Here is a 19,614-nt window from a genome sequence, read left to right as displayed (position 1 = left end):
CATGAGCGAGGACCTGTGGTCCCTCCCTGCCCCGATCGATGCGGAACTGACCACTCCGCACTCTCCGGCCGGCAGCGTCACCCTCATCATCCCCACCTTCAACGAGGCCGGGAACATAGGCGAGTTGCTGCGCCGGCTCGGCGACGCGCTCCCCGACCACCTGCCCTGCGCCGTGCTGTTCGTGGACGACTCCACGGACGACACCCCGGCCGTCATCGAGAAGGCGGCCGCGGAACACCCCTTTCCGGTGTCGGTCCTGCACCGGGAGGCGGCCGAGGGCGGCCTCGGCGGCGCCGTCGTCGAAGGGCTGAAACGGGCCGACACCGACTGGATCGTCGTCATGGACGCCGACCTCCAGCACCCGCCCCACCTGGTGCCCGAACTCGTCGGCGAGGGCGAGCGCACCGGCGCCGACCTCGTCGTCGCCTCCCGCTACATCAGCGGCGGCAGCCGGGCCGGTCTCGCCGGGAGCTACCGGATCGCCGTCTCGCGCGGTGCGACCTGGCTGACCAAGGGGCTCTTCCCGCGCGCCCTGCGCGGGATCAGCGACCCGATGAGCGGCTTCTTCGCGATGCGCCGCCGGGCCGTCACCGCCGAAGCCCTCAAACCCCTCGGCTACAAGATCCTGCTGGAGCTGGCGGTGCGCTGCCGCCCCGGCAAGGTGGCGGAGATCCCGTTCGTCTTCCAGGACCGCTACTCCGGCACGTCCAAGTCCACCGCCCGCGAGGGCCTGCGCTTCCTGACCCACCTGGCCGCGCTGCGCTCCGCGAGCCCGCCGGCCCGGATGATCGGCTTCGGCCTGATCGGGCTCTCCGGCTTCGTACCGAACCTGGCCGCGCTCTGGCTGCTCACGCACGCCGGGATGCACTACCTCCCCGCGGAGATCGCCGCCAACCAGGCCGGCGTCCTGTGGAACTTCCTCCTCATCGAGACCCTGCTCTTCCGCGACCGCCGCCACCACCGGCACCGGGCGGACCGGATCGGGCGCTTCGCGCTGCTCGCCAATGCCGATCTGCTGCTGCGGATCCCGCTCATCGCGGTGTTCGTCGCCACGTTCGGCATGGCGGTCCTGCCCGCCACCGCGCTCGCGCTGGTCACCACCTTCGTCCTGCGGTTCGCGGCCACCGAGGCCCTCGTCTACCTCCCGCGCACGGCGCGCAAGAGCCACACAGCCGGTCGCCACACCAAGAGCTGAGCCGCACAGAAGGGAACCTTTCGATGCGTCTGGAGATCCGGCGGAGGGCCGGGCGGCGGGCCGCCCTGCTGGCCGTCGGGGCGATGACCGCGGGCCTGCTGCTCACCGCACCGCAGCAGGCCACGGCCGGAGCGCCCAATCTGCTCACCAATCCCGGTTTCGAGACCGCCGGCGCGCCCGGCGCAGACATGCCGTCCTGCTGGTCCAAATCCGGCTGGGGCGACAACGACTTCACCTTCGCCACCGTCGCCGACGCGCACGGCGGGACCAAGGCGATGCAGGTCTCGCTCACCCGCCGCGTGGACGGCGACCGCAAGGCCCTGGTCACCGAGAACAGCACCTGCGCGCCGACCGTCACGCCGGGCCGGCAGTACGACCTCTCCGCCTGGTACAAGTCGAACACCCCGGACGTCTCGGTGACGGTGTTCCGGCGGGAGGCCACGACCGGGACCTGGCAGTACTGGACCGACCTGCAGAACCCGCCCGTCAGCGCCGGCTGGGCGCGCACGGCGGTCCGTACGCCGGCCGTCCCGCCCAACACGGACAAGATCGCGTGGGGGCTTTCGGTCTACGGGGTGGGCACGCTCACCACCGACGACTACGCGCTGGAGGAGGTGGGAGCGGCGCCGCCCCAGCCCACCTGCTCGGGTACCGCCGACGAGTGCGCCAAGGGCAAGTGGGAGGTGATCCCCGCCAAGAACCCGGTGCGTTCGATGCACGCCGTCGTCCTGAAGAACGGCAAGGTGCTGCTGATCGCCGGCTCCGGCAACGACATCGCCCAGTTCAACGCGGGCACCTTCACCTCGGCCGTCTACGACCCGGCGAACGGGTCCTTCAAGACGATCCCCACCCCGGTGGACATGTTCTGCTCCGGCCATGTGCAGCTCGCCGACGGCCGGGTGCTGGTGATGAGCGGCAACAAGGGCTACCCCTCGGCCGACGGCAAGATCGGCTACCAGGGGCTGAAGGACAGCTACGTCTTCGACCCGGCCACCGAGAAGTACACGAAGACCAACGACATGAACGGCGGGCACTGGTACCCGTCGGCGACGATCCTCGGCAACGGTGACGTGATCTCCTTCGGCGGCCTGAAGGAGGACTCCACGGGCAACGTCACCGCGGAGAAGTTCTCGGCCGCCCAGGGCAAGTGGCTCCCGATGAACGAGGTCAACCAGACCTGGTCCTACTGGGGCCTGTACCCGTCGATGATCCTCATGCAGGACGGGCGGCTCTTCTACTCCGGCAGCCACACCTTCGGCAACAACACCGCCGGCTCCGGCTCCTCGGTCTACGACTACGCCGCCAACACCATCACCGACGTGCCCGGCCTGCGGAAGAAGGACGAGCGCGACGAGTCGGCGAGCGTGCTGCTGCCCCCGGCCCAGGACCAGCGGGTCCTGACCATCGGCGGCGGCAACAACGAGACCAACCCCGCCGCGAACCGGATCACCGACATCATCGACCTGAAGAAGCCGAGCCCCGCCTACACGGCCGGCCCCGACCTCCCGCAGGGCCTGGTCGACACGGGCACGGGCAAGCGGCCGCAGACCGGCGCCGAGGGCAAGATGTACGTGTCCGCCGTGCTGCTGCCCGACGGCAAGGTGCTGGAGACCGGCGGCGGCCTGCACGACCGGGCCGACCCGGTCTACGAGGCCTCGTTCTTCGACCCGGTGACCAACACCTACCAGGCGGGCCTGGCCGCCGACCCGATCCCGCGCACCTACCACTCGGCGTCCTTCCTGATGCCCGACGGCCGGGTTATGTCGGTCGGCGACAACCCGGGCAACGGCACCTACAACCACAACGTGTCGATCTACACCCCGCCCTACCTCTTCAAGGGGGCGCGCCCGCAGATCACTTCGGTGATCGACACGCAGTGGGTGTACGGGGACACGCAGCGGATCACCGTCAACCGGCCGGTCGCCAAGGCGGAGCTGATCCGTCCGGCGGCGGTCACCCACTCCTCCGACCCGAACCAGCGGTTCGTGGACCTGCCGATGACCGTCGTCAACGGCACCACGATCGACCTCAACGTCACCAGCAACCCCAACCTGGCGCCGCCCGGCTGGTACATGCTCTTCGCGGTCGACGCGAACGGCATCCCGTCCATCGCCCAGTGGGTGCACGTCGGCGGGGCCCCCGCCCTGGCGGCCGCCGAGGAGCAGCCCTCGGCGCACCAGCACGCCTTCGCGGACAGGCTGGGCCCCGCCAAGGAGAACCCCGCCAAGCGGGACTCGGCCCCGGTCGCGCCGAGCGTGGCGGGCTGCGACCGCCACTACGGCACGGTCAACCAGTGCGTGCCGACCCGCTTCCCGGCGGAGGTGAAGGAGACGACGAAGGCCCGCTGCGACTGGCTCGCCTCCCACCGGTACCCGAAGCGCATGAAGGTCAACGGCAGCGACCCGCTGCGCCTGGACCCCGACCGCGACGGCTACGCCTGCTGAGCCGCCGCAGGCACGGCGAGGCGCCGCCACCTGCCTTCGGGCCGGTGACGGCGCCTCGTCCCGTTCCGGACGCCCGGTGCCCGCCTAGTGCGCGTACGCGGCGATCGAGATGCCGACGTAGTGCGCGACGAAGGCCGCCAGGGTCAGGGAGTGGAAGACCTCGTGGAAGCCGAAGAAGCGGGGGGAGGGGTTGGGCCGCTTCATCCCGTAGATGACCCCGCCGACGCTGTACAGCAGGCCGCCGACGATCACCAGGACCAGGACGGCGACGCCGCCGCTGCGCATGAAGTCGGGAAGGAAGAAGACGGCCGCCCAGCCCATGGCGATGTAGCACGGGGTGTAGAGCCAGCGCGGGGCGCCGACCCAGAAGACCCGGAAGGCGATGCCGGCCGCGGCGGCGAGCCACACCGCCCACAGCAGCGTGCGCCCGGTGGAGGGCGGCAGGAGCAGGACGGTCAGCGGGGTGTAGGTGCCCGCGATGATCAGGAAGATGTTGGCGTGGTCGAGGCGGCGCAGGACGGCCTCGCCCCGGGGGCCCCAGGTCCCGCGGTGGTAGACCGCGCTGACGCCGAAGAGCAGGCAGGCCGTCAGGACGTATACGCCGCAGGCGACGCGGGCCCGGGTGGAGTCGGTGAAGGCCATCAGCACCAGGCCGGCGACCACCACGGCGGGGAACATCCCCAGGTGCAGCCACCCGCGCATGAGCGGCTTCTCCTCCAGGGCGGTCTCGGCCGCCTCCAGGACCTGGACGACCGGGGAGGCGTCGGCGTCGGCGTCAGAAGTCATGGTCCACATGCTACCTACGGGTCCGTAGGTTTCACTTAGTCCTCTTTACGGAAGATTGACGGACGTGGCGATGCTCACGTGAGAGGCCCTCTGGACATATGCGCACACGCACCGGATGATCAGATGAGTGCGGTCGACACCGGATGAGCGGAGCGCGAAGCGTCCGGGTCGCGGCCCCCACGGGGCATACACCAAACAAACCCCTCAACAAGGAGCAATCGTGGCGCGCGACAACGCGGCTCCCACTTCTTCTGGTACGACGAGTCCCACCCAGCACGCAGAGCTGATCTCCTGGGTGGACGAGATCGCAGCCCTCACCCAGCCGGACCGCGTCGTCTGGTGCGACGGCTCCGAGGCCGAGTACGAACTCCTCTGCGAGGAGCTCGTGGCCAAGGGCACCTTCAAGAAGCTCGACCCGGCCAAGCGACCGAACTCGTACTACGCCGCCTCCGACCCGTCCGACGTCGCGCGCGTCGAGGACCGGACCTTCATCTGCTCCGAGAAGGAAGAGGACGCGGGCCCCACGAACCACTGGAAGGCTCCTTCCGAGATGAAGGAGATCTTCGCGGGGGAGAGGGGCATCTTCCGCGGCTCCATGAAGGGCCGGACGATGTACGTCGTCCCCTTCTGCATGGGCCCCCTCGGCTCCGAGCTCTCCGCCATCGGCGTCGAGATCACCGACTCCGCCTACGTCGCCGTCGCCATGCGCACCATGACCCGCATGGGCAAGCCCGTCCTCGACGAGCTCGGCACCGACGGGTTCTTCGTCAAGGCCGTCCACACCCTCGGCGCTCCGCTCGCCGAAGGCCAGGAAGACGTGCCGTGGCCGTGCAACACCACCAAGTACATCTCGCACTTCCCCGAGACCCGCGAGATCTGGTCCTTCGGCTCCGGCTACGGCGGCAACGCCCTGCTCGGCAAGAAGTGCTACGCGCTGCGCATCGCCTCCGTCATGGCGCGCGACGAGGGCTGGCTCGCCGAGCACATGCTGATCCTCAAGCTCACCCCGCCGCAGGGTGAGGCCCGCTACGTCGCCGCCGCGTTCCCGTCCGCCTGCGGCAAGACCAACCTCGCCATGCTGGAGCCCACGATCCCCGGCTGGACGGTCGAGACCATCGGCGACGACATCGCCTGGATGCGCTTCGGCGAGGACGGCCGCCTCTACGCGATCAACCCCGAGGCCGGCTTCTTCGGCGTCGCCCCCGGCACCGGCGAGCACACCAACGCCAACGCCATGAAGACGATGTACGCGAACACCGTCTTCACCAACGTCGCGCTCACCGACGACGGCGACGTGTGGTGGGAGGGCATGACCGAAGAGGCGCCCGCGCACCTCATCGACTGGAAGGGCAACGACTGGACTCCGGACTCGCAGACCCCGGCAGCCCACCCCAACGCCCGCTTCGCCGTCCCGGCCTCCCAGTGCCCGACGATCGCCCCCGAGTGGGAGGACCCCAAGGGCGTCCCGATCTCCGCGATCCTCTTCGGCGGCCGCCGCGCCTCCGCCGTGCCGCTGGTCACCGAGTCCTTCGACTGGAACCACGGCGTCTTCATCGGCTCGAACATCGCCTCCGAGAAGACCGCCGCCGCCGAGGGCAAGGTCGGCGAGCTGCGCCGCGACCCCTTCGCCATGCTGCCGTTCTGCGGCTACAACATGGGTGACTACATGGCCCACTGGGTCAAGGTGGCCGCCGACAAGGACCAGGCGAAGCTCCCGAAGATCTACTACGTGAACTGGTTCCGCAAGAACGACGCGGGCAAGTTCGTGTGGCCGGGATTCGGCGAGAACAGCCGCGTCCTGAAGTGGATCGTCGGGCGTCTCGACGGCACCGCCGAGGGCGTCGAGACCCCCATCGGCATCCTGCCGACCAAGGACTCCCTCGACCTCGACGGCCTCGACCTCCCGGCCGAGGACCTGGACTTCCTCCTCACCGTCGACAAGGAGGTCTGGCGCGAGGAGGCCGCCCTGGTCCCCGAGCACCTGAACACCTACGGCGACCACACTCCCAAGGAGCTGTGGGACCAGTACCACGCGCTCGTCGAGCGCCTGGGCTGATGTGATCTTCCCGGCCAGGGTGCACGAACACCCTGGCCGGGAAACCTCCGGCCCGGGTGCACGAACACCCGGGCCGGGAAGAAACGCCCGGCGGGTTCTCCCGCCGGGCGTCCTTATGGGGTGGGGGGCGGTCAGGACCGGCCCCGGTCCTCCAGGTAGGTCGTCTGCGTCTGCTGACGCCTGGCATCCGCATCACGCAGGGCCGCCGTGAGCCGCTCCGCCTCGTCGAACAGCACCGACAGCTGACGCTCCAGGTGCCGCTCGGGCGATTCGGTCCCCGGCGTCAGCCGGTTCCACCAACGGGCCCGGTTGTAGGCGTCCACGCAGTCCGGCAGGTCCCGCCGGATCGCCCGCGACAGCACGTGCACCGACTCGGCGTCGCCGGCCAGGACCTCGGCCACCCAGCCCGGATGCAGCAGCGCACCGTACAGCTCCAGCAGCTCGCCCAGCTCGCCGCCGGCCGCCGGCGGCAGCTCCACCGCGTCCAGGTACTCCCGCAGCCGCGCGAAGTCCTCCCGCAGTACGCCCAGTTCCTCGCGCAGGTCCGGCGGCTCCGGCTTCTCGGCCACGTCCGGCGGGGCGATCAGCGCGCCCGCCCCGTACAGCCCGGCGACCACCGCCGGCCAGTACGTCCCGGCCACCCCCGCGATGCTCAGGCCCAGGCCGGCCACGCCGCAGGCGCAGCCGGCCAGGTTCTTCTTCGACTCCAGATAGCCGAGCACCGTGCCCGCCCCGGCGGTTCTGGCGGCCCTACTGGTAGCCACGGATCTCCTCGAAGGCTCCGTCGAGCGAACCGTTCCCGTCGGTGGCGTCGAACAGCCGCCCGCCGGTCAGTTCGGTGATGTGGGTGAGCTCCTTGCGGTCCGAGTCGCCGAACAGCACCGCGAAGACCGGGGTGTGCTTCTGCCCCTCGGGCAGCGCCGCGTAGAAGGAGTCGAAGTGCCTGGCCCCGGCGCCCGCCGTGTTCTGCCCGTCCGTCATCAGCACGATCGAGGTGAACGCGTCCGCGTTGCCCTGCCCCAGGTGCTGGTACGCCGCCTCCAGGCTGCTGTAGACGGCCGTACCCCCCTCCGGCTGCAGCGACTTCACGTCACCCCGGATCGCGTCCAGCGCCGGCCCCGGATTTCCGGGCTCGACGACGTGCGTCAGCACCCGCTTCACCCGGTCGCCGAAGGGCAGCAGCGTCACCTCCTCACGGTCCCGGAACCGCTGCCCCGTCCCCGAACTCCCGCTGCCCGTGAGGTCGGTGAGCGCTGTCCTCAGCCGCCCGATGCGGTCCTCGTCGGCCATGGAGCCCGAGGTGTCCAGGACGTACACCGTCCGCGAGGGCCGGCGCAGTTCGTTCTCGTACGAGGCCAGCAGCCCGTCGGCGACCGAACGCGAGCCGGGGAAGGGCAGCTCGCGCCGCACCGAAGCGTCCAGCCCGGGCGCCGGCGCCACCCCGGCGGCCACCGGTCGGCGGAACGTCTGCCCGGTGATCGCCTTCTGCGCCTCGGGCCCGCGCAGGTACTCCGTCAGCGCCCGGCCCGACTCGCGGGCCCCGGCCGGGGCCGAGGCCAGCAGGGTCAGCGGATAGTGTGCGGTGACCACGCCGTCCCGCGGCCGGATCACCGTCAGGTCCGTGTGCGCGGTCCGGTTCATGGACAGCAGCACGGACTCGTAGTTGACGAGCGCGTCCACGTCCCCGCGCTTGCCGTACGCGCTCGCCAGCCAGCCGGAGGAACCCGAGGTCAGCTTCTGCCCGGCGAAGAACTCCTTCAGCGGCGGCCGGGCCTTCTGCACATCGGCGTCGGTCAGCGCCGACTGCGCCCCCGACAGCCCGGAGGCGACGGACACCAGCGCCGAGAAACCGGAGTTGGACCGCACCGGGTCCGTCATCCCGTACGTCAGCTTCCCGGCGGCCTCGGGCTGCAGCCGCAGATAGTCGTTGGAGGAGAGCCAGACCGCGTCGTACCTCCCGTCGGCCTTCCCGGAGGCGACCTGCTCGGCGGCGTCGAGGGTCCCGGACCAGGTGAGGTCCACGGTGACCCCCGTGGCCTTCCTGGCCTGCTCCAGCACCGGCTGCATGTCGGCCAGCTCACTGGAGGCCAGCACCCGCAGGGTGCCCTCCTTGTAGGCGGTGGGCTTCGGATCGACGGGCCCGTCGGAGGAGGCGCACCCGGTCGCGGCGGCGAGCACGACGAGGGCCAGCACGGATATCCAGCCTCGCCGGCGTTTGAGGCGCGGGGTCTGGGGCGGAGCCCCCGTCACGGGAAGGGGCGGGGCGGGGGAAGCCCCGCGCAGCGGCCCCACCCGCCGTCGGCCCTGTGCGCGCCCGCTCACGAGGCACCGCCTTCCAGGGCGGAGGCGGTCCGGGTCCGCGCCAGATGGGCGGAAGCCGTCTGGAGCTCCCCCGTCAGGGACTCCACCGTGGCGGCCATGCTCTCCGTGGCCTGCACCTTGAACGTGTCGATCGCGTCCAGCGTCCGGTAGATCTGCCCGAACGCCGCCCGCAAGGTCTCCGCCCCCACCGCCGGATCGGCCGCGATCCGCTGGATCTCCCCGCTCTGCGTGGACAGCATCTCCGCGTTCCCCCGGATCAGCTCCTCCGTCGTGCCCTTGAGCGCGTTGACCTGCTCGACCACCTTCCGCTGGCTGTCCAGCGCCGAGGCCAGCATCACGGCGATCCGCAGCGCCGACACGGTCGTCGTGGCCGCCCGGTCGACCCCCTTGATCAGCTCGTCGTTGTTGCGCCGGACCATGTCCATCGCCAGATAGCCCTGCGCGCACACGGCCAGCTGGGTCAGCAGGTCCTGGTGCTTCTGCCGCACCGGGAACAGCACGTCCGCCCGCAGCACGTCGGCCGCCTGCGGATCGGCGTACTCCGTCTCGGCGATCCGCTGCTCGACGGCGGAGTCCAGGGCCTCGGTGAGCACCGCGTACTCCTGGAGCTTGCCCATCGTCTCCCACAGGCGGGCCCGCTCGGTGTGCAGGGCGGCGTTGTCGCGGCGCAGCTCGTCCTGCCCGCCGCGCAGTGCGCCCACGATCCGGTTCAGGGTCGCCTGGGAGGAGGCGTACTTCGCCACGTGGTCCCGGAACCGGTTGCCGCCCGGCAGCTTCGAGAGCAGCTTGCCGAGCCCCTTCGCGGGCGCGTCCCGCGGATCGAGGTCCTCGACGGTGCGGCGCAGTTCGACGAGCGAGCCGGCCACCCGGGCCTGGGCGTCACCGCCGCCGTCGGAGCCGAGGGAGCGCACGGCCCGCTCCAGCATCCGGTTCGACTGCTGGGCGGCGGAGCGGATGTCGGCCGTGCCGAGCCCGGTGATCTCCCCGATGCGCTGCGCGAACTCGGGGGAGCGGCTGTCGATCCCGGCGAGCGAGCCGACGTACTCTCCGGCCCGGCGGGCCATCTCCTCGCGGACGCCGTCCTCGAGCGGCACCAGGCCGGCGGCCTGCTCCTTCTTGACGGGGGCGACGGGCTCGGGAGCGGTGAGGACGAGCGGGGCGTCCGCCCCGTCGGCGGGTGGTGTCAGTGTCACGGTGTGTCCCCCTGGCCCTTGGCGCGTGCGGCCAGCGCCATCAGGATCTTGACGGTGGGTGTGCCGACCTGGCGGATGCCGGCCAGCGCGGGGTTGAGGTAGGCGGCGTGCGGGGCGGTCGCGGCGGTGAACTCGGCCACGCCGTCCTGCGGGCGGAACCCGTGGCGCACGGCCAGCTCGCGCAGCTTCGGGTCGGTGGCGAGGAGGGTGCCGAGTTCCGCGGCCCTGTCGCCGAGCGGGACGAAGGTGTGCGCCGTGTTGACCGTGGTGTCCGGGTAGAGGACCACCATGTCGTCGACGTTCCCCGCTCCCTGCTTCTGCAGCAGCAGGGAGGCCACCTGGGACTCGTACACCAGGATCAGCGGTTCGCCGCTGCCGCTGATGAACGCCCGGAACGGGTCGTCGGTGCTCGGTTCCAGGGCGCCCTGGACGGAGATCAGCTTGCGCAGCAGCGGCGCGGTGCGCGCGATCGCGGCGTCGTCGGAGACGACGGTGTTGCCGTTCGCCACGTTGGAGGTCGCGGCGAGGAAGAGGGCACCGGAGTTGGAGGTGGCCGGGTCGGTGGTCTTGACGAACACGGTGCCGGTCAGCTCGGGGTGCGCGGCGGAGCCGGGCAGTTGCTGCCAGGTGCGGTCCTCGGCGGCGGCCTTGAGGAAGGGACCCATGAGGAGGGTCCCGGAGTTCTTCCCGTTCATCTTCACGAGGCCGTTGTCCGTCAGGACCCGGGCGGCGTTGGAGCGGGCGATGACGACGAGCGGGGAGAAGAAGGGCTTGGTCTCCTGGGCCCCCTTCACCCCGGCGGCCGCCTCCACCTCCTTGGCGGGTTCGCTGCTGCTGGGGAAGGCGAAGTCGTACTCCTTGAGGGCGAGCTGGTCCATCGCCCAGGAGCCCGAGGTCTCCGTCTTCACGGTGTAGCCCTTGGCGGCAAGGGCCTTGACGACGTCGGGGTCGCGGAAGAACTCGGACTTCTCCGAGCCGATGACGCCGCGCACGGTCTTCGTTGCCGTGCTGTCTGGGTTTTCCTGCCCCTTGAAGAGGGCGACGAAGATGACGCCGCCCATCAGGAGGAGGCCCAGGACGATTCCTAGGTTGCGTCTCACGGGTGCAGCGTGCTCGTGGAAACCCACATTCCGCGCGGAGTTGAGTGAACGCCAGGTGTCCAGGCGGTCCCACTTCGAAATGCTGTGTGAGCCCGCCGGTGCTGGTGGGCGGGGCGGTGGCCGAGGAGGATCGTGCCATGGGCGTGAGCACGAGCGCGTTGAAGTGGCAGGGCTGGCTGGTGGGTCTGGTGACACTGGCCGGACTGCTGGTGTTCGCCCCGCTGGGGCTGTACGTGTGGGCCAGCGGTGGCGGCGGCGGCCCGGCCGCGGCGCAGCCGCGGGCGGCTCTGGAGTCCGTACGGGTCACCGGGTGCCGCATTGATCCGGTGAGCCGTCGCGTGGTGGCCCCGGTGGAGGCGGTGGGCCGCCCCGAGGGCCCGGGCGAGTACATCGTCACGGTCGAATTCCGCGACTCACCCCCGCCTGACCCGAGTGCCCGCGCGGCACAGTCCCTGGTGAAACTCCCGGGCGTGGCCCCGGGCACGACGGAACGCGCGGAAGCGGTGGGCCCGGTCTGGCCCCCGTCGACAACCCCGTGGTGCGGGGCCGCGGAGGCGACGTTCACGCGGACGCCGTAGCCGCCACCCGGCCCGCGGGGACATGGCACCCGGTCCGGAGCCTCCGCGGCCCCGGACCGGGGCCGTCAGTGGGCGCCGGCCAGGTCCCGGGAGTCCAGGGACGCGAGGGCGGCGGCGTGCGCGTCCATCCGCTCGGCGGCGAGGATCGCAACGGTGGTGTCGGCGCGGGACGCGGCGACGAGCAGCGCGCGGGCGGCGACATCGTGCGCCCGCCGGTGCAGGGCAGCGGCGGCGGCACGGTCCGCGGCGGAGTCCGGAGCCGATGCCGGGGCCGATGCAGGGGCCGGGTCCTGCTGCGGAACCCGCGCGGGCTGGGCCCCGCGCAGCCGCGCGACCTGCGCGGCGATGGCGGCGGCACCCTCGGTGTCCCCCAGCCCGAGCTCGTCGGTCACGGCAAGGAGGGCCGCGAGGTGCCCGGCGAGCTGGATGTCCAGCGCCTCGCCGCGGCTGCGCTGCGGGTAGTCGTGCTGCTCGGTCGTGCTGTCACCCATGCGGTGGACGACCGACTTGGGGCGGATCGGCTCGTACATGAGGTGGCCTCCTGCGTGGTCAGGAGACCATCCTACATTGGATCCGTTCTAAAGTTGAGTTCGATCCTGAGGGTCCGGAGGGTTCTGGGAGCCTCGAAAGTCGACGGCAACGAGCGAGGGCCCGGAGTATCCGGGCCCTCATGCGGTCACGGCTGGCTGTAGCCGTCCAGGAAGTTCCCGATCCGCCTCACCGCATCACCCAGGTCCTTGGCGTTCGGCAGCGTCACGATCCGGAAGTGATCGGGCTCGGGCCAGTTGAAGCCCGTACCGTGCACGACCATGATCTTCTCGGCCCGCAGCAGGTCGAGGACCATCTGCCGGTCGTCCTTGATCTTGTAGACGGACGGGTCGAGCTTCGGGAAGAGGTACAGCGCGCCCTTCGGCTTCACGCAGGTGATGCCGGGAATCTGCGTCAGCATCTCGTACGCCGCGTCGCGCTGCTCCCGCAGCCGCCCGCCCGGAAGCACGAGATCGGTGATCGACTGGCGGCCGCCCAGCGCGGTGGCGACCGCGTGCTGCGACGGCATGTTGGCGCACAGCCGCATGTTGGCCAGGATCGTCAGGCCCTCGATGTACGACGAGGCGTGCTTCTTGGGGCCGCAGACCGCCATCCAGCCGGCCCGGTAGCCGGCGACGCGGTAGTTCTTGGACAGCCCGTTGAAGGTGAGGGTGAGCAGGTCCGGTGCGATGGCGGCGGTGTTCGTGTGCGTGGCGCCGTCGTAGAGGATCCGGTCGTAGATCTCGTCCGAGCAGACGACGAGGTTGTGGCGGCGCGCGATGTCCGTGAGCCCGCGCAGCATCTCGTCGTCGTAGACGGCGCCGGTCGGGTTGTTCGGGTTGATGATCACGATCGCGCGGGTGCGGTCCGTGACCTTGCGCTCGACGTCGGCGAGGTCCGGCATCCAGTCGGACTGCTCGTCGCAGCGGTAGTGCACGGCGGTGCCGCCGGCCAGCGAGACGGACGCCGTCCACAGCGGGTAGTCCGGCGCAGGGACCAGCACCTCGTCGCCGTCGTCGAGCAGTGCCTGCATCGACATCTGGATCAGCTCGGAGACGCCGTTGCCGAGGTAGATGTCCTCGACGTCCAGGTCGATGCCCTTGGTCTGGTAGTGCTGCATGACCGCGCGGCGCGCGGAGAGCAGCCCCTTCGCGTCCCCGTAACCGTGGGCCGTGCCCAGGTTGCGGAGCATGTCCTCAAGGATCTCCGGCGGGCACTCGAAGCCGAAGGCCGCGGGGTTGCCGGTGTTGAGCTTGAGGATGCGATGACCTGCTGCTTCGAGCCGCATCGCCTCTTCGAGCACGGGGCCGCGGATCTCGTAGCAGACATTGGCGAGTTTCGTTGACTGGATCACCTGCATGACGGGAGCTTACGGGCCCTGGCGCCCGCCCGCTGGGGTATTCCGGCGGACGGCGCGGGAGGGATATGTCCCGTTTCGCGCGATGGGAGGGTGCCGACCCGCTACGCCCTTGGAAACGGGGGCGACCCACCGCCGCGGCCTGCGGAATGGGTGGGGTCGAAGGGAGGGCCGGGCGGTGGTGTTGCGCTCGTCACTTGGGGGCGGGGGGAGGGTGCGGGGCCGGGGTGCGGGTTCTCGATGCGACTCCTGAGTACGGATCCTGAGTATGTGGGCTCATGCGACCGGCGGGCCCGGCTTGCAGCCTGGATCCAGGACCCGGACGGATGGATGCGGGCGCACCTCGGCGGGGCGCTCTGGGGAGGGACGGAGTCAGTGCGATTCGAAGTGGGCGACATGGCGATCACCACGGTCGGCACGGACGGCGACGACCGGACGATCGAGTTCCTGGTCACGCCCCCGGGCGCGGCCGACGAGGGCCGCTTCGCGATCCACCGCGAACACGGCCAGGGCTGGGAGACCGCCCGTCTCACCATCGACCCCGAGTCGGGCGGTATCCCGGTGGCCGCAGTGGAGTGGGCGGTGGAGTTCGCGCGCGAGTACCTCTAGCGCCTACCAGGACCTCTGGTCGCCGCTCGGCATCACAGCGCGTAGGTGGCCTGCGTGAAGCCGGCGCCGAGCGCCTTGGCCGACTGGAGGGTGAGCCGGATGTCCTTGCCGCCGAGCTCACCGAACAGCGGGATGCCCGAGCCGATCAGCACGGGCGCGGTGGTGATCGTCAACTCGTCCAGCAGGCCCTCCCGCAGGAAGGTCTGCACCATCCGGCCCCCGTCGACGTAGACGTTCTCGGCTCCGGAGTCGGTCAGCCCGGCCAGCAGCTCGTCCAGGGACCGGTAGACGGTGATCCGCGCGTCATCGGTGGTCAGCGTGGTGCTCAGGACGGCCACGCGCTTGCCCTCGTACGGCCAGAAACCGAAGGTCAGCACCTTCTCGTAGGTGTTGCGGCCCATGGCGAGGGTGTCGATCCCGGCCATGAACTCCTGGTAGCCGGTGTCGCCGACCTCCTCCTCGCTGTACCCGGTCAGCCACTCGATGTCGCCGTCGGGACGGGCGATGAAGCCGTCGAGGCTGACGCCGATGGTGACGGCCGTCCGGAAGGTGCGCTCGCTCACGGGGTGTCCTCTCGTTGGTGCGGGTGCGGGTGCGGGGGGATATGGGGGCGGAGGGAGGTCTCGAGTGCCGCGAGCCGACGCCCGGCCAGGGTCCCCTCGCGGTCCACGGCCCACAGCACCCCGGCGCCGGTCGTGGCCTCCTGGACCGACCGGGCCAGCAGGGCGGTGTCAGTCTCCGGCCGCAGCTCGCCGGCGGCCACCGCCTCGTCCAGCAACGTGCGTACGGCAGCCCCTTCGGCCTGCTGGGAGGTGAGGGCGAGCCGGTGCAGCTCGGGGTCCGCGAGGTCGGCGCACAGGAACGCCAGGTGGTTCGCGAACTCCTCCGCCGTCACCACGGCACTCCACGCCCCGGCCATCAGGGCCGCCAGCGCGGCCAGCGGCGAAGCATGCTCGGCCCGCACCCGCGCGTGCAGCTCCCCGACCTCGTGCGTACTGCGCTCGGCGAGCGCGACCAACATCCCCCGCTTGGACCCGAATCGCTGCACGAGCGTCCCGGCCACCAGCCCCACTTCCGCCGCGACGGCGGCAAGCGTCATCCCGCCCGGCCCAGCCCGCCCCATGACGCGCACGGCGGCCTGAAGGATCGCGGCATCGTCGATGCCACGGGGACGTCCGGCCATGCGCTCGCACCTCGATTTAATAAATGACTGTTCATTCATTAAATCAGCGACCCCGGATCCGGGCAAGCGTCTCGGCCGCCGTTGTCAGTGCCCAGGCATACGGTTCCCCCATGAAGCCGCTCAAGATCATCGCCGGAGACGTGACGAGCCCCCAGGCCAAGGGGCCGAAGATCATCGCGCATGTCTGCAACGACCTCGGGGGATGGGGCAAAGGCTTCGTGCTCGCCCTCTCGAAGCGCTGGCCTGGGCCGGAAGCCGAGTACAGAGCCTGGCACCGGGGCCGCGGCGGCAACGACTTCGGACTGGGAGCAGTCCAACTGGTCCGCGTGAAGCCGGATACCTGGGTGGCCAACATGATCGGCCAGCGCGGCATACGCACCGGCAGCGGTGGCCCCCCGATCCGCTACGACGCGGTGGCCCGCTGCCTCACGGCCCTGGCCGACCACGCCCTCGAACTCGGCGCCACCGTCCACATGCCCCGCATCGGCTGCGGCTTGGCCGGCGGCACCTGGCCCCGCATCGAACCCCTGATCACAGAAGCGCTGTGCGCGCGCAACGTAGAGGTGACGGTGTACGAGCAAGGGTGAGCCGCGAGAACGGGAGTTGAGCCCTCGATTGCTCAGGCAACGCGAGCGGTTGGCTGGTCAAGGCGCACGTTCGTCGTCTGAGCTGGCTGAATGTGTGCACTGTCCAACGGTGAAACTGGCACGCATGGTCAGGTCGTGCACATGTGCATTCGATCTGATCCGATCCGATCGGGCGGGGGCGCGGCGGATCAGCAGACCAGTGGAGGGGAGTTCACGGGGTGGGGTTCGAAGAGGAGTGGGGCCGTCTGCGGGCGGAGGCGGCGCAGCGTGCGATAGCGGCTCCGCACCCGGTGAAAGCCGGTCCGGTGGCCCGCCCCGGGGCCGAGTCGGCGGCCGGTGCGGTCGAGCGCCCGTCGGCGGAGCCGCTGGCCGCAGCCCGGGAGGCGGTGCTGGAGCGGCTCGCGGACTTCCGTAGCCGTCTCGTGCTGGTGCCGCTCGATGAGCGTGGTGGGCTGTGGACTGCCGAACTTGGGGGACTGACCTGAGGACGGCAGCCTGCTTGCCTACCCACCCCCCCCCGAGTCCGTGACCCCCGTACTCCCCCACCACGGTCGGCGCTGGCCACTGACCCTCGACGCGGACGGCGGGTACACGGTCACGGACCCCGAGTCCGGCCACGTGCGCCATTTCACGGACGAGGGCGTGCTCAGCCAGCTCGACGACCGCAACGGAGCCTGGATCGCCTTCACGTACGACGAGTCGGGCGCCCCCACCGCCCTGACCCACAGTGGCGGCTATGAGCTCCGCCTCACCTCGTCCGAAGGCCGAATAACGGGCCTCGCCCTCGCCGACGGCACCCGGATCCTGCAATACGCCTACACGGACGGGCACCTCACGCACGTCACCAACTCCTCCGGCCGTCCGCTCCGCTTCGGCTACGACGAACTGGGCCGGATCACCTCGTGGACGGACACCAACGGCCGCCACTTCGACTACGTCTACGACGAGCGGCACCGCTGCACCGCCCAGTCAGGCACCAACGGCCACTTGAACGTCCGCTTCACCTACGAGGACGGCGTCACCACCCTCACCGACTCCCTCGGCCACGACACCCGGTACCTCGTCAACGAGCGCGCCCAGATCACCGCGGAGATCGACCCGAGCGGGGCCGTAACCCAGTTCACACACGATGCGTACAACCGCCTGCTGTCCCGCACGGACCCGCTGGGGCACACGACGCGCTTCGACTACGACGAGCAGGGGCGGCTCACTCGGGTGGTCCGCCCGGACGGCCGCGAGGTGCGGGCGGAGTACGACGACCTGGGACTGCCACTCCGGGTGAGCCAGCCGGACGGCCGGATCACCCGCACGACGTACGACCAGCGCGGCAACCGCACCTCCGTCACCGCCCCGGCCGGTACCAAGACCCGCTTCACCTACGACGCCCGCGGCCATCTGGCCTCGGTCACGAACGCCCTCGGCCACACGACGACGGTCCGATGCGACCCTGCGGGCCTGCTCCTCGAGGTCACCGACCCCCTGGGCGCAACGACCACCCAGACCCGCGACGCCCTCGGCCGACCGATCACCGTCACCGATGCGCTCGGGCACACCACACGCCTCACCTGGAGCATCGAAGGCCGACTGCTCGGCCGCGAAACCGCAGACGGAGTCACAGAATCCTGGACCTACGACGGCGAGGGCAACTGCACCACCCACACCGACCCCCTCGGAGCGACCACGGTCTTCGAGTACGGCGACTTCGACCTCCTCACGGCCCGCACCGGCGCCGACGGCGTCCGGTACTCCTTCACCCACGACACCGAGCTGCGGCTCACCGGCGTCACCAACCCCGAGGGTCTGACCTGGACCTACGCCTACGACCCGGCAGGCCGGCTCGCGGTCGAGACGGACTTCGACGGCCGGACCCTGACGTACGGGTACGACCCGGCGGGCCGACTGGTGTCCCGTACGAACGCACTCGGCGCCACGATCACGTATGTGCACAACGCCCTTGCCCAGGTCATCCGCAAGGAGACGGCGGACGGCATCACGTCCTACGTGTACGACGCCTTCGGCCAGCTCGCGCGGGCCGTCTCCCCGGACGGCACGGTGCTGACACGCGAGCGCGACCCACACGGGCTTCTGCTCTCGGAGACGACCGACGGCCGGGCGGTCTCCTACACCTACGACCTCTTGGGCCGCCGTACGGGGCGCACGACCCCCACCGGAGCGCAATCCCAGTGGACCTACGACGCGGCCGGCCACCGCACTCAGCTCACCACCTCGGGCCGCACGATCACCTTCGAGCGCGACGCGGCGGGCCGCGAGCTCACCCGCACGATCGGCGCCGACCTCGTCCTGCGGCACGACTACGACCCGCTCGGGCGCGTCACAGGCCAGCGCGTGGTCGGCCAGGACGGCCGCACGCTCCAGCGCCGCGGCTACAGCTACCGCGCGGACGGATCGCTCACCGCGATCGACGACGCGCTGGCCGGCCACCGCACCTTCACCCTGGACTCGGCAGCCCGCGTCACCGCGGTCGATGCCTCCAACTGGTCCGAGCGCTACGCCTACGACGAGGCCGGCAACCAGACCTCCGCCTCCTGGCCGACGCGCCACCCGGGCTCGGACGCTCACGGCGAGCGGGCCTACACCGGCACCCGCATCACCCGAGCCGGCGCTGTCCGCTACGAGCACGATGCCCTGGGCCGCACCGTCCTTCGCCAACGGACCCGCCTCTCACGCAAACCCGAAGCCTGGCGTTACGAGTGGGATGCGGAAGACCGCATGGCCGGGGTGACCACCCCCGACGGCACGGTATGGCGCTACCGCTACGACGCCCTCTCCCGCCGCACCGCCAAGCAACGCCTCACCGCCACCGGCGAGGTGGCGGAGCAGACCCTCTTCGCGTGGGACGGAGCCACCCTGTGCGAGGAGACCACCGGCCCGGTCACTCTCACCTGGACCCACGACGGCCTCCACCCCCTCACTCAGGCCGAACGCCACCTCGGCACCACGGACCAGCGTTTCTTCGCCATCGTCACCGATCTCATCGGCACCCCCCAGGAGCTGATCGCCGAGTCGGGCGAAATCGCGTGGCGCGCCCGCGCCACCCTCTGGGGCGCCACCACCTGGCCCCGCGACGCCCCGGCCTACACCCCACTCCGCTTCCCGGGCCAGTACTTCGACCGCGAGTCCGGCCTCCACCACAACTACTTCCGCACCTACGACCCCGAGACCGCTCGCTATCTCTCCCCGGACCCCCTGGGCCTCACCCCGGCCCCCAACCCGGCCGCCTACGTCCACAACCCGCTCACCTGGTCCGATCCCCTAGGACTCTATTCTTGTCCCGAGTTGGGGCTGAGCAGTGACGCTCAGCGCGCCATAGAGAAGCTCGAGAATATTAAGGCGGACCCTGTCGGGGATATTAATTCGCAGCCTAATCACAATCACTACGATGCTGCTCGGCGAGAAGCGAGAGGGGAAGTTGTGGCGCGAAAGCCAGATGGAACCCCTTTTGACCATATTTCCGACCTGAAGCAAGCGCGCAATGGTCTCGATAAGGTGAGGAGGGTGCTGGAGCGTGAAATCGAGTTTCTCCCGGAGTCCCTCACTGATCGAGGCTTGGAGGTTTTGATCGGCAAGCGCAAAGAAACAATTCAGATGCTGGACCGGTTGAACGGATTCCTGCATTCGATTGGGCATCGATAGTCCGCCATACTCCATGTGGAAG

Annotated in this window: 17 protein-coding genes; 8 read left to right on the top strand and 9 right to left on the bottom strand. The window is 70.4% G+C overall.

Annotation, left to right across the window (positions count from 1 at the left end):
• Position 1: 1 nt before the first annotated feature.
• Positions 2-1,195 carry a glycosyltransferase gene (locus tag ACIP5M_RS20770; protein WP_401199020.1) on the top strand — a complete coding sequence of 398 codons (1,194 nt, stop codon included), beginning with the start codon at positions 2-4 and terminating at the stop codon, positions 1,193-1,195.
• A 23-nt stretch (positions 1,196-1,218) separates the two neighbouring features.
• Positions 1,219-3,639, top strand: coding sequence for a galactose oxidase-like domain-containing protein (locus tag ACIP5M_RS20765; protein ID WP_401199018.1), 2,421 nt, complete (start codon positions 1,219-1,221; stop codon positions 3,637-3,639).
• Between the two features lie 84 nt (positions 3,640-3,723).
• Here the strand turns inward: ACIP5M_RS20765 and ACIP5M_RS20760 are convergent, their stop codons facing one another.
• A complete protein-coding gene (locus tag ACIP5M_RS20760; RefSeq protein ID WP_401199094.1) occupies positions 3,724-4,341 on the bottom strand; it encodes a hemolysin III family protein in 618 nt (205 codons plus the stop codon).
• Between the two features lie 304 nt (positions 4,342-4,645).
• Here ACIP5M_RS20760 and ACIP5M_RS20755 point away from each other — a divergent pair, with 304 nt between their 5' ends.
• Positions 4,646-6,481 (top strand): phosphoenolpyruvate carboxykinase (GTP), encoded by a 1,836-nt coding sequence (locus tag ACIP5M_RS20755; protein WP_401199016.1) that lies wholly within the window; start codon positions 4,646-4,648, stop codon positions 6,479-6,481.
• A gap of 131 nt (positions 6,482-6,612) precedes the next feature.
• On the opposite strand, the gene ACIP5M_RS20750 is transcribed toward ACIP5M_RS20755, so the two are convergent.
• The 4 genes from ACIP5M_RS20750 to ACIP5M_RS20735 form a co-directional block, all read right to left on the bottom strand.
• Positions 6,613-7,245, bottom strand: coding sequence for a hypothetical protein (locus tag ACIP5M_RS20750; RefSeq protein WP_401199014.1), 633 nt, complete (start codon positions 7,243-7,245; stop codon positions 6,613-6,615).
• On the bottom strand, positions 7,232-8,674 hold the full coding sequence (locus tag ACIP5M_RS20745) for a substrate-binding domain-containing protein (RefSeq protein WP_401199012.1): 1,443 nt from the start codon (positions 8,672-8,674) through the stop codon (positions 7,232-7,234). The genes ACIP5M_RS20750 and ACIP5M_RS20745 overlap by 14 nt, the downstream gene beginning before the upstream one ends.
• Before the next feature lie 125 nt (positions 8,675-8,799).
• Positions 8,800-9,996, bottom strand: coding sequence for a toxic anion resistance protein (locus ACIP5M_RS20740; RefSeq protein WP_401199010.1), 1,197 nt, complete (start codon positions 9,994-9,996; stop codon positions 8,800-8,802).
• Complete coding sequence (locus ACIP5M_RS20735) at positions 9,993-11,123, bottom strand: hypothetical protein (protein WP_401199008.1); 1,131 nt, start codon at positions 11,121-11,123, stop codon at positions 9,993-9,995. Before ACIP5M_RS20735 ends, ACIP5M_RS20740 begins: the two co-directional genes overlap by 4 nt.
• Before the next feature lie 110 nt (positions 11,124-11,233).
• On the opposite strand from ACIP5M_RS20735, the gene ACIP5M_RS20730 reads away from it, so the two are divergent.
• A complete protein-coding gene (locus ACIP5M_RS20730; RefSeq protein WP_401199006.1) occupies positions 11,234-11,674 on the top strand; it encodes a hypothetical protein in 441 nt (146 codons plus the stop codon).
• A 65-nt stretch (positions 11,675-11,739) separates the two neighbouring features.
• On the opposite strand, the gene ACIP5M_RS20725 is transcribed toward ACIP5M_RS20730, so the two are convergent.
• Both ACIP5M_RS20725 and ACIP5M_RS20720 read right to left on the bottom strand, forming a co-directional pair.
• A complete protein-coding gene (locus ACIP5M_RS20725) occupies positions 11,740-12,204 on the bottom strand; it encodes a hypothetical protein (protein ID WP_401199004.1) in 465 nt (154 codons plus the stop codon).
• A gap of 146 nt (positions 12,205-12,350) precedes the next feature.
• Positions 12,351-13,562 carry a pyridoxal phosphate-dependent aminotransferase gene (locus ACIP5M_RS20720; protein ID WP_401199002.1) on the bottom strand — a complete coding sequence of 404 codons (1,212 nt, stop codon included), beginning with the start codon at positions 13,560-13,562 and terminating at the stop codon, positions 12,351-12,353.
• Positions 13,563-13,934: 372 nt separating this feature from the next.
• On the opposite strand from ACIP5M_RS20720, the gene ACIP5M_RS20715 reads away from it, so the two are divergent.
• On the top strand, positions 13,935-14,168 hold the full coding sequence (locus ACIP5M_RS20715; protein ID WP_401199000.1) for a hypothetical protein: 234 nt from the start codon (positions 13,935-13,937) through the stop codon (positions 14,166-14,168).
• A 32-nt stretch (positions 14,169-14,200) separates the two neighbouring features.
• Here ACIP5M_RS20715 and ACIP5M_RS20710 read toward each other — a convergent pair whose 3' ends face one another.
• Together ACIP5M_RS20710 and ACIP5M_RS20705 are read right to left on the bottom strand one after the other, a co-directional pair.
• Positions 14,201-14,731, bottom strand: coding sequence for a dihydrofolate reductase family protein (locus ACIP5M_RS20710; RefSeq protein WP_401198998.1), 531 nt, complete (start codon positions 14,729-14,731; stop codon positions 14,201-14,203).
• Complete coding sequence (locus tag ACIP5M_RS20705; RefSeq protein ID WP_401198996.1) at positions 14,728-15,351, bottom strand: TetR/AcrR family transcriptional regulator; 624 nt, start codon at positions 15,349-15,351, stop codon at positions 14,728-14,730. Before ACIP5M_RS20705 ends, ACIP5M_RS20710 begins: the two co-directional genes overlap by 4 nt.
• A 110-nt stretch (positions 15,352-15,461) precedes the next feature.
• Here ACIP5M_RS20705 and ACIP5M_RS20700 point away from each other — a divergent pair, with 110 nt between their 5' ends.
• From ACIP5M_RS20700 to ACIP5M_RS20690, 3 genes are all read left to right on the top strand, one after another.
• Positions 15,462-15,938, top strand: a complete 477-nt coding sequence (locus ACIP5M_RS20700; RefSeq protein WP_401198995.1) for a macro domain-containing protein — start codon at positions 15,462-15,464, stop codon at positions 15,936-15,938.
• A gap of 218 nt (positions 15,939-16,156) precedes the next feature.
• On the top strand, positions 16,157-16,423 hold the full coding sequence (locus ACIP5M_RS20695; RefSeq protein WP_401198993.1) for a hypothetical protein: 267 nt from the start codon (positions 16,157-16,159) through the stop codon (positions 16,421-16,423).
• Positions 16,424-16,463: 40 nt separating this feature from the next.
• The gene (locus tag ACIP5M_RS20690; protein ID WP_401198991.1) at positions 16,464-19,592 is read left to right on the top strand and encodes a polymorphic toxin type 28 domain-containing protein; all 3,129 of its coding nucleotides are present in this window, start codon (positions 16,464-16,466) and stop codon (positions 19,590-19,592) included.
• Positions 19,593-19,614: the final 22 nt, after the last annotated feature.

The organism is Streptomyces sp. NPDC088762, assembly GCF_044750905.1.
In the GTDB taxonomy this organism is placed as follows: Bacteria; Actinomycetota; Actinomycetes; order Streptomycetales; family Streptomycetaceae; genus Streptomyces.
The sequence above is the reverse complement of the archived record's forward strand: the minus strand, read 5'-3'. Positions and strand labels throughout refer to the sequence as shown.

Coding starts and splice junctions, on each gene's coding strand:
- ACIP5M_RS20705 (WP_401198996.1), bottom strand. CDS start 15,351: ATGGCCGGACGTCCCCGTGGCATCGACGATGCCGCGATCCTTCAGGCC.
- ACIP5M_RS20700 (WP_401198995.1), top strand. CDS start 15,462: ATGAAGCCGCTCAAGATCATCGCCGGAGACGTGACGAGCCCCCAGGCC.
- ACIP5M_RS20725 (WP_401199004.1), bottom strand. CDS start 12,204: ATGTACGAGCCGATCCGCCCCAAGTCGGTCGTCCACCGCATGGGTGAC.
- ACIP5M_RS20760 (WP_401199094.1), bottom strand. CDS start 4,341: ATGCGCGGGTGGCTGCACCTGGGGATGTTCCCCGCCGTGGTGGTCGCC.
- ACIP5M_RS20730 (WP_401199006.1), top strand. CDS start 11,234: ATGGGCGTGAGCACGAGCGCGTTGAAGTGGCAGGGCTGGCTGGTGGGT.
- ACIP5M_RS20765 (WP_401199018.1), top strand. CDS start 1,219: ATGCGTCTGGAGATCCGGCGGAGGGCCGGGCGGCGGGCCGCCCTGCTG.
- ACIP5M_RS20770 (WP_401199020.1), top strand. CDS start 2: ATGAGCGAGGACCTGTGGTCCCTCCCTGCCCCGATCGATGCGGAACTG.
- ACIP5M_RS20720 (WP_401199002.1), bottom strand. CDS start 13,562: ATGCAGGTGATCCAGTCAACGAAACTCGCCAATGTCTGCTACGAGATC.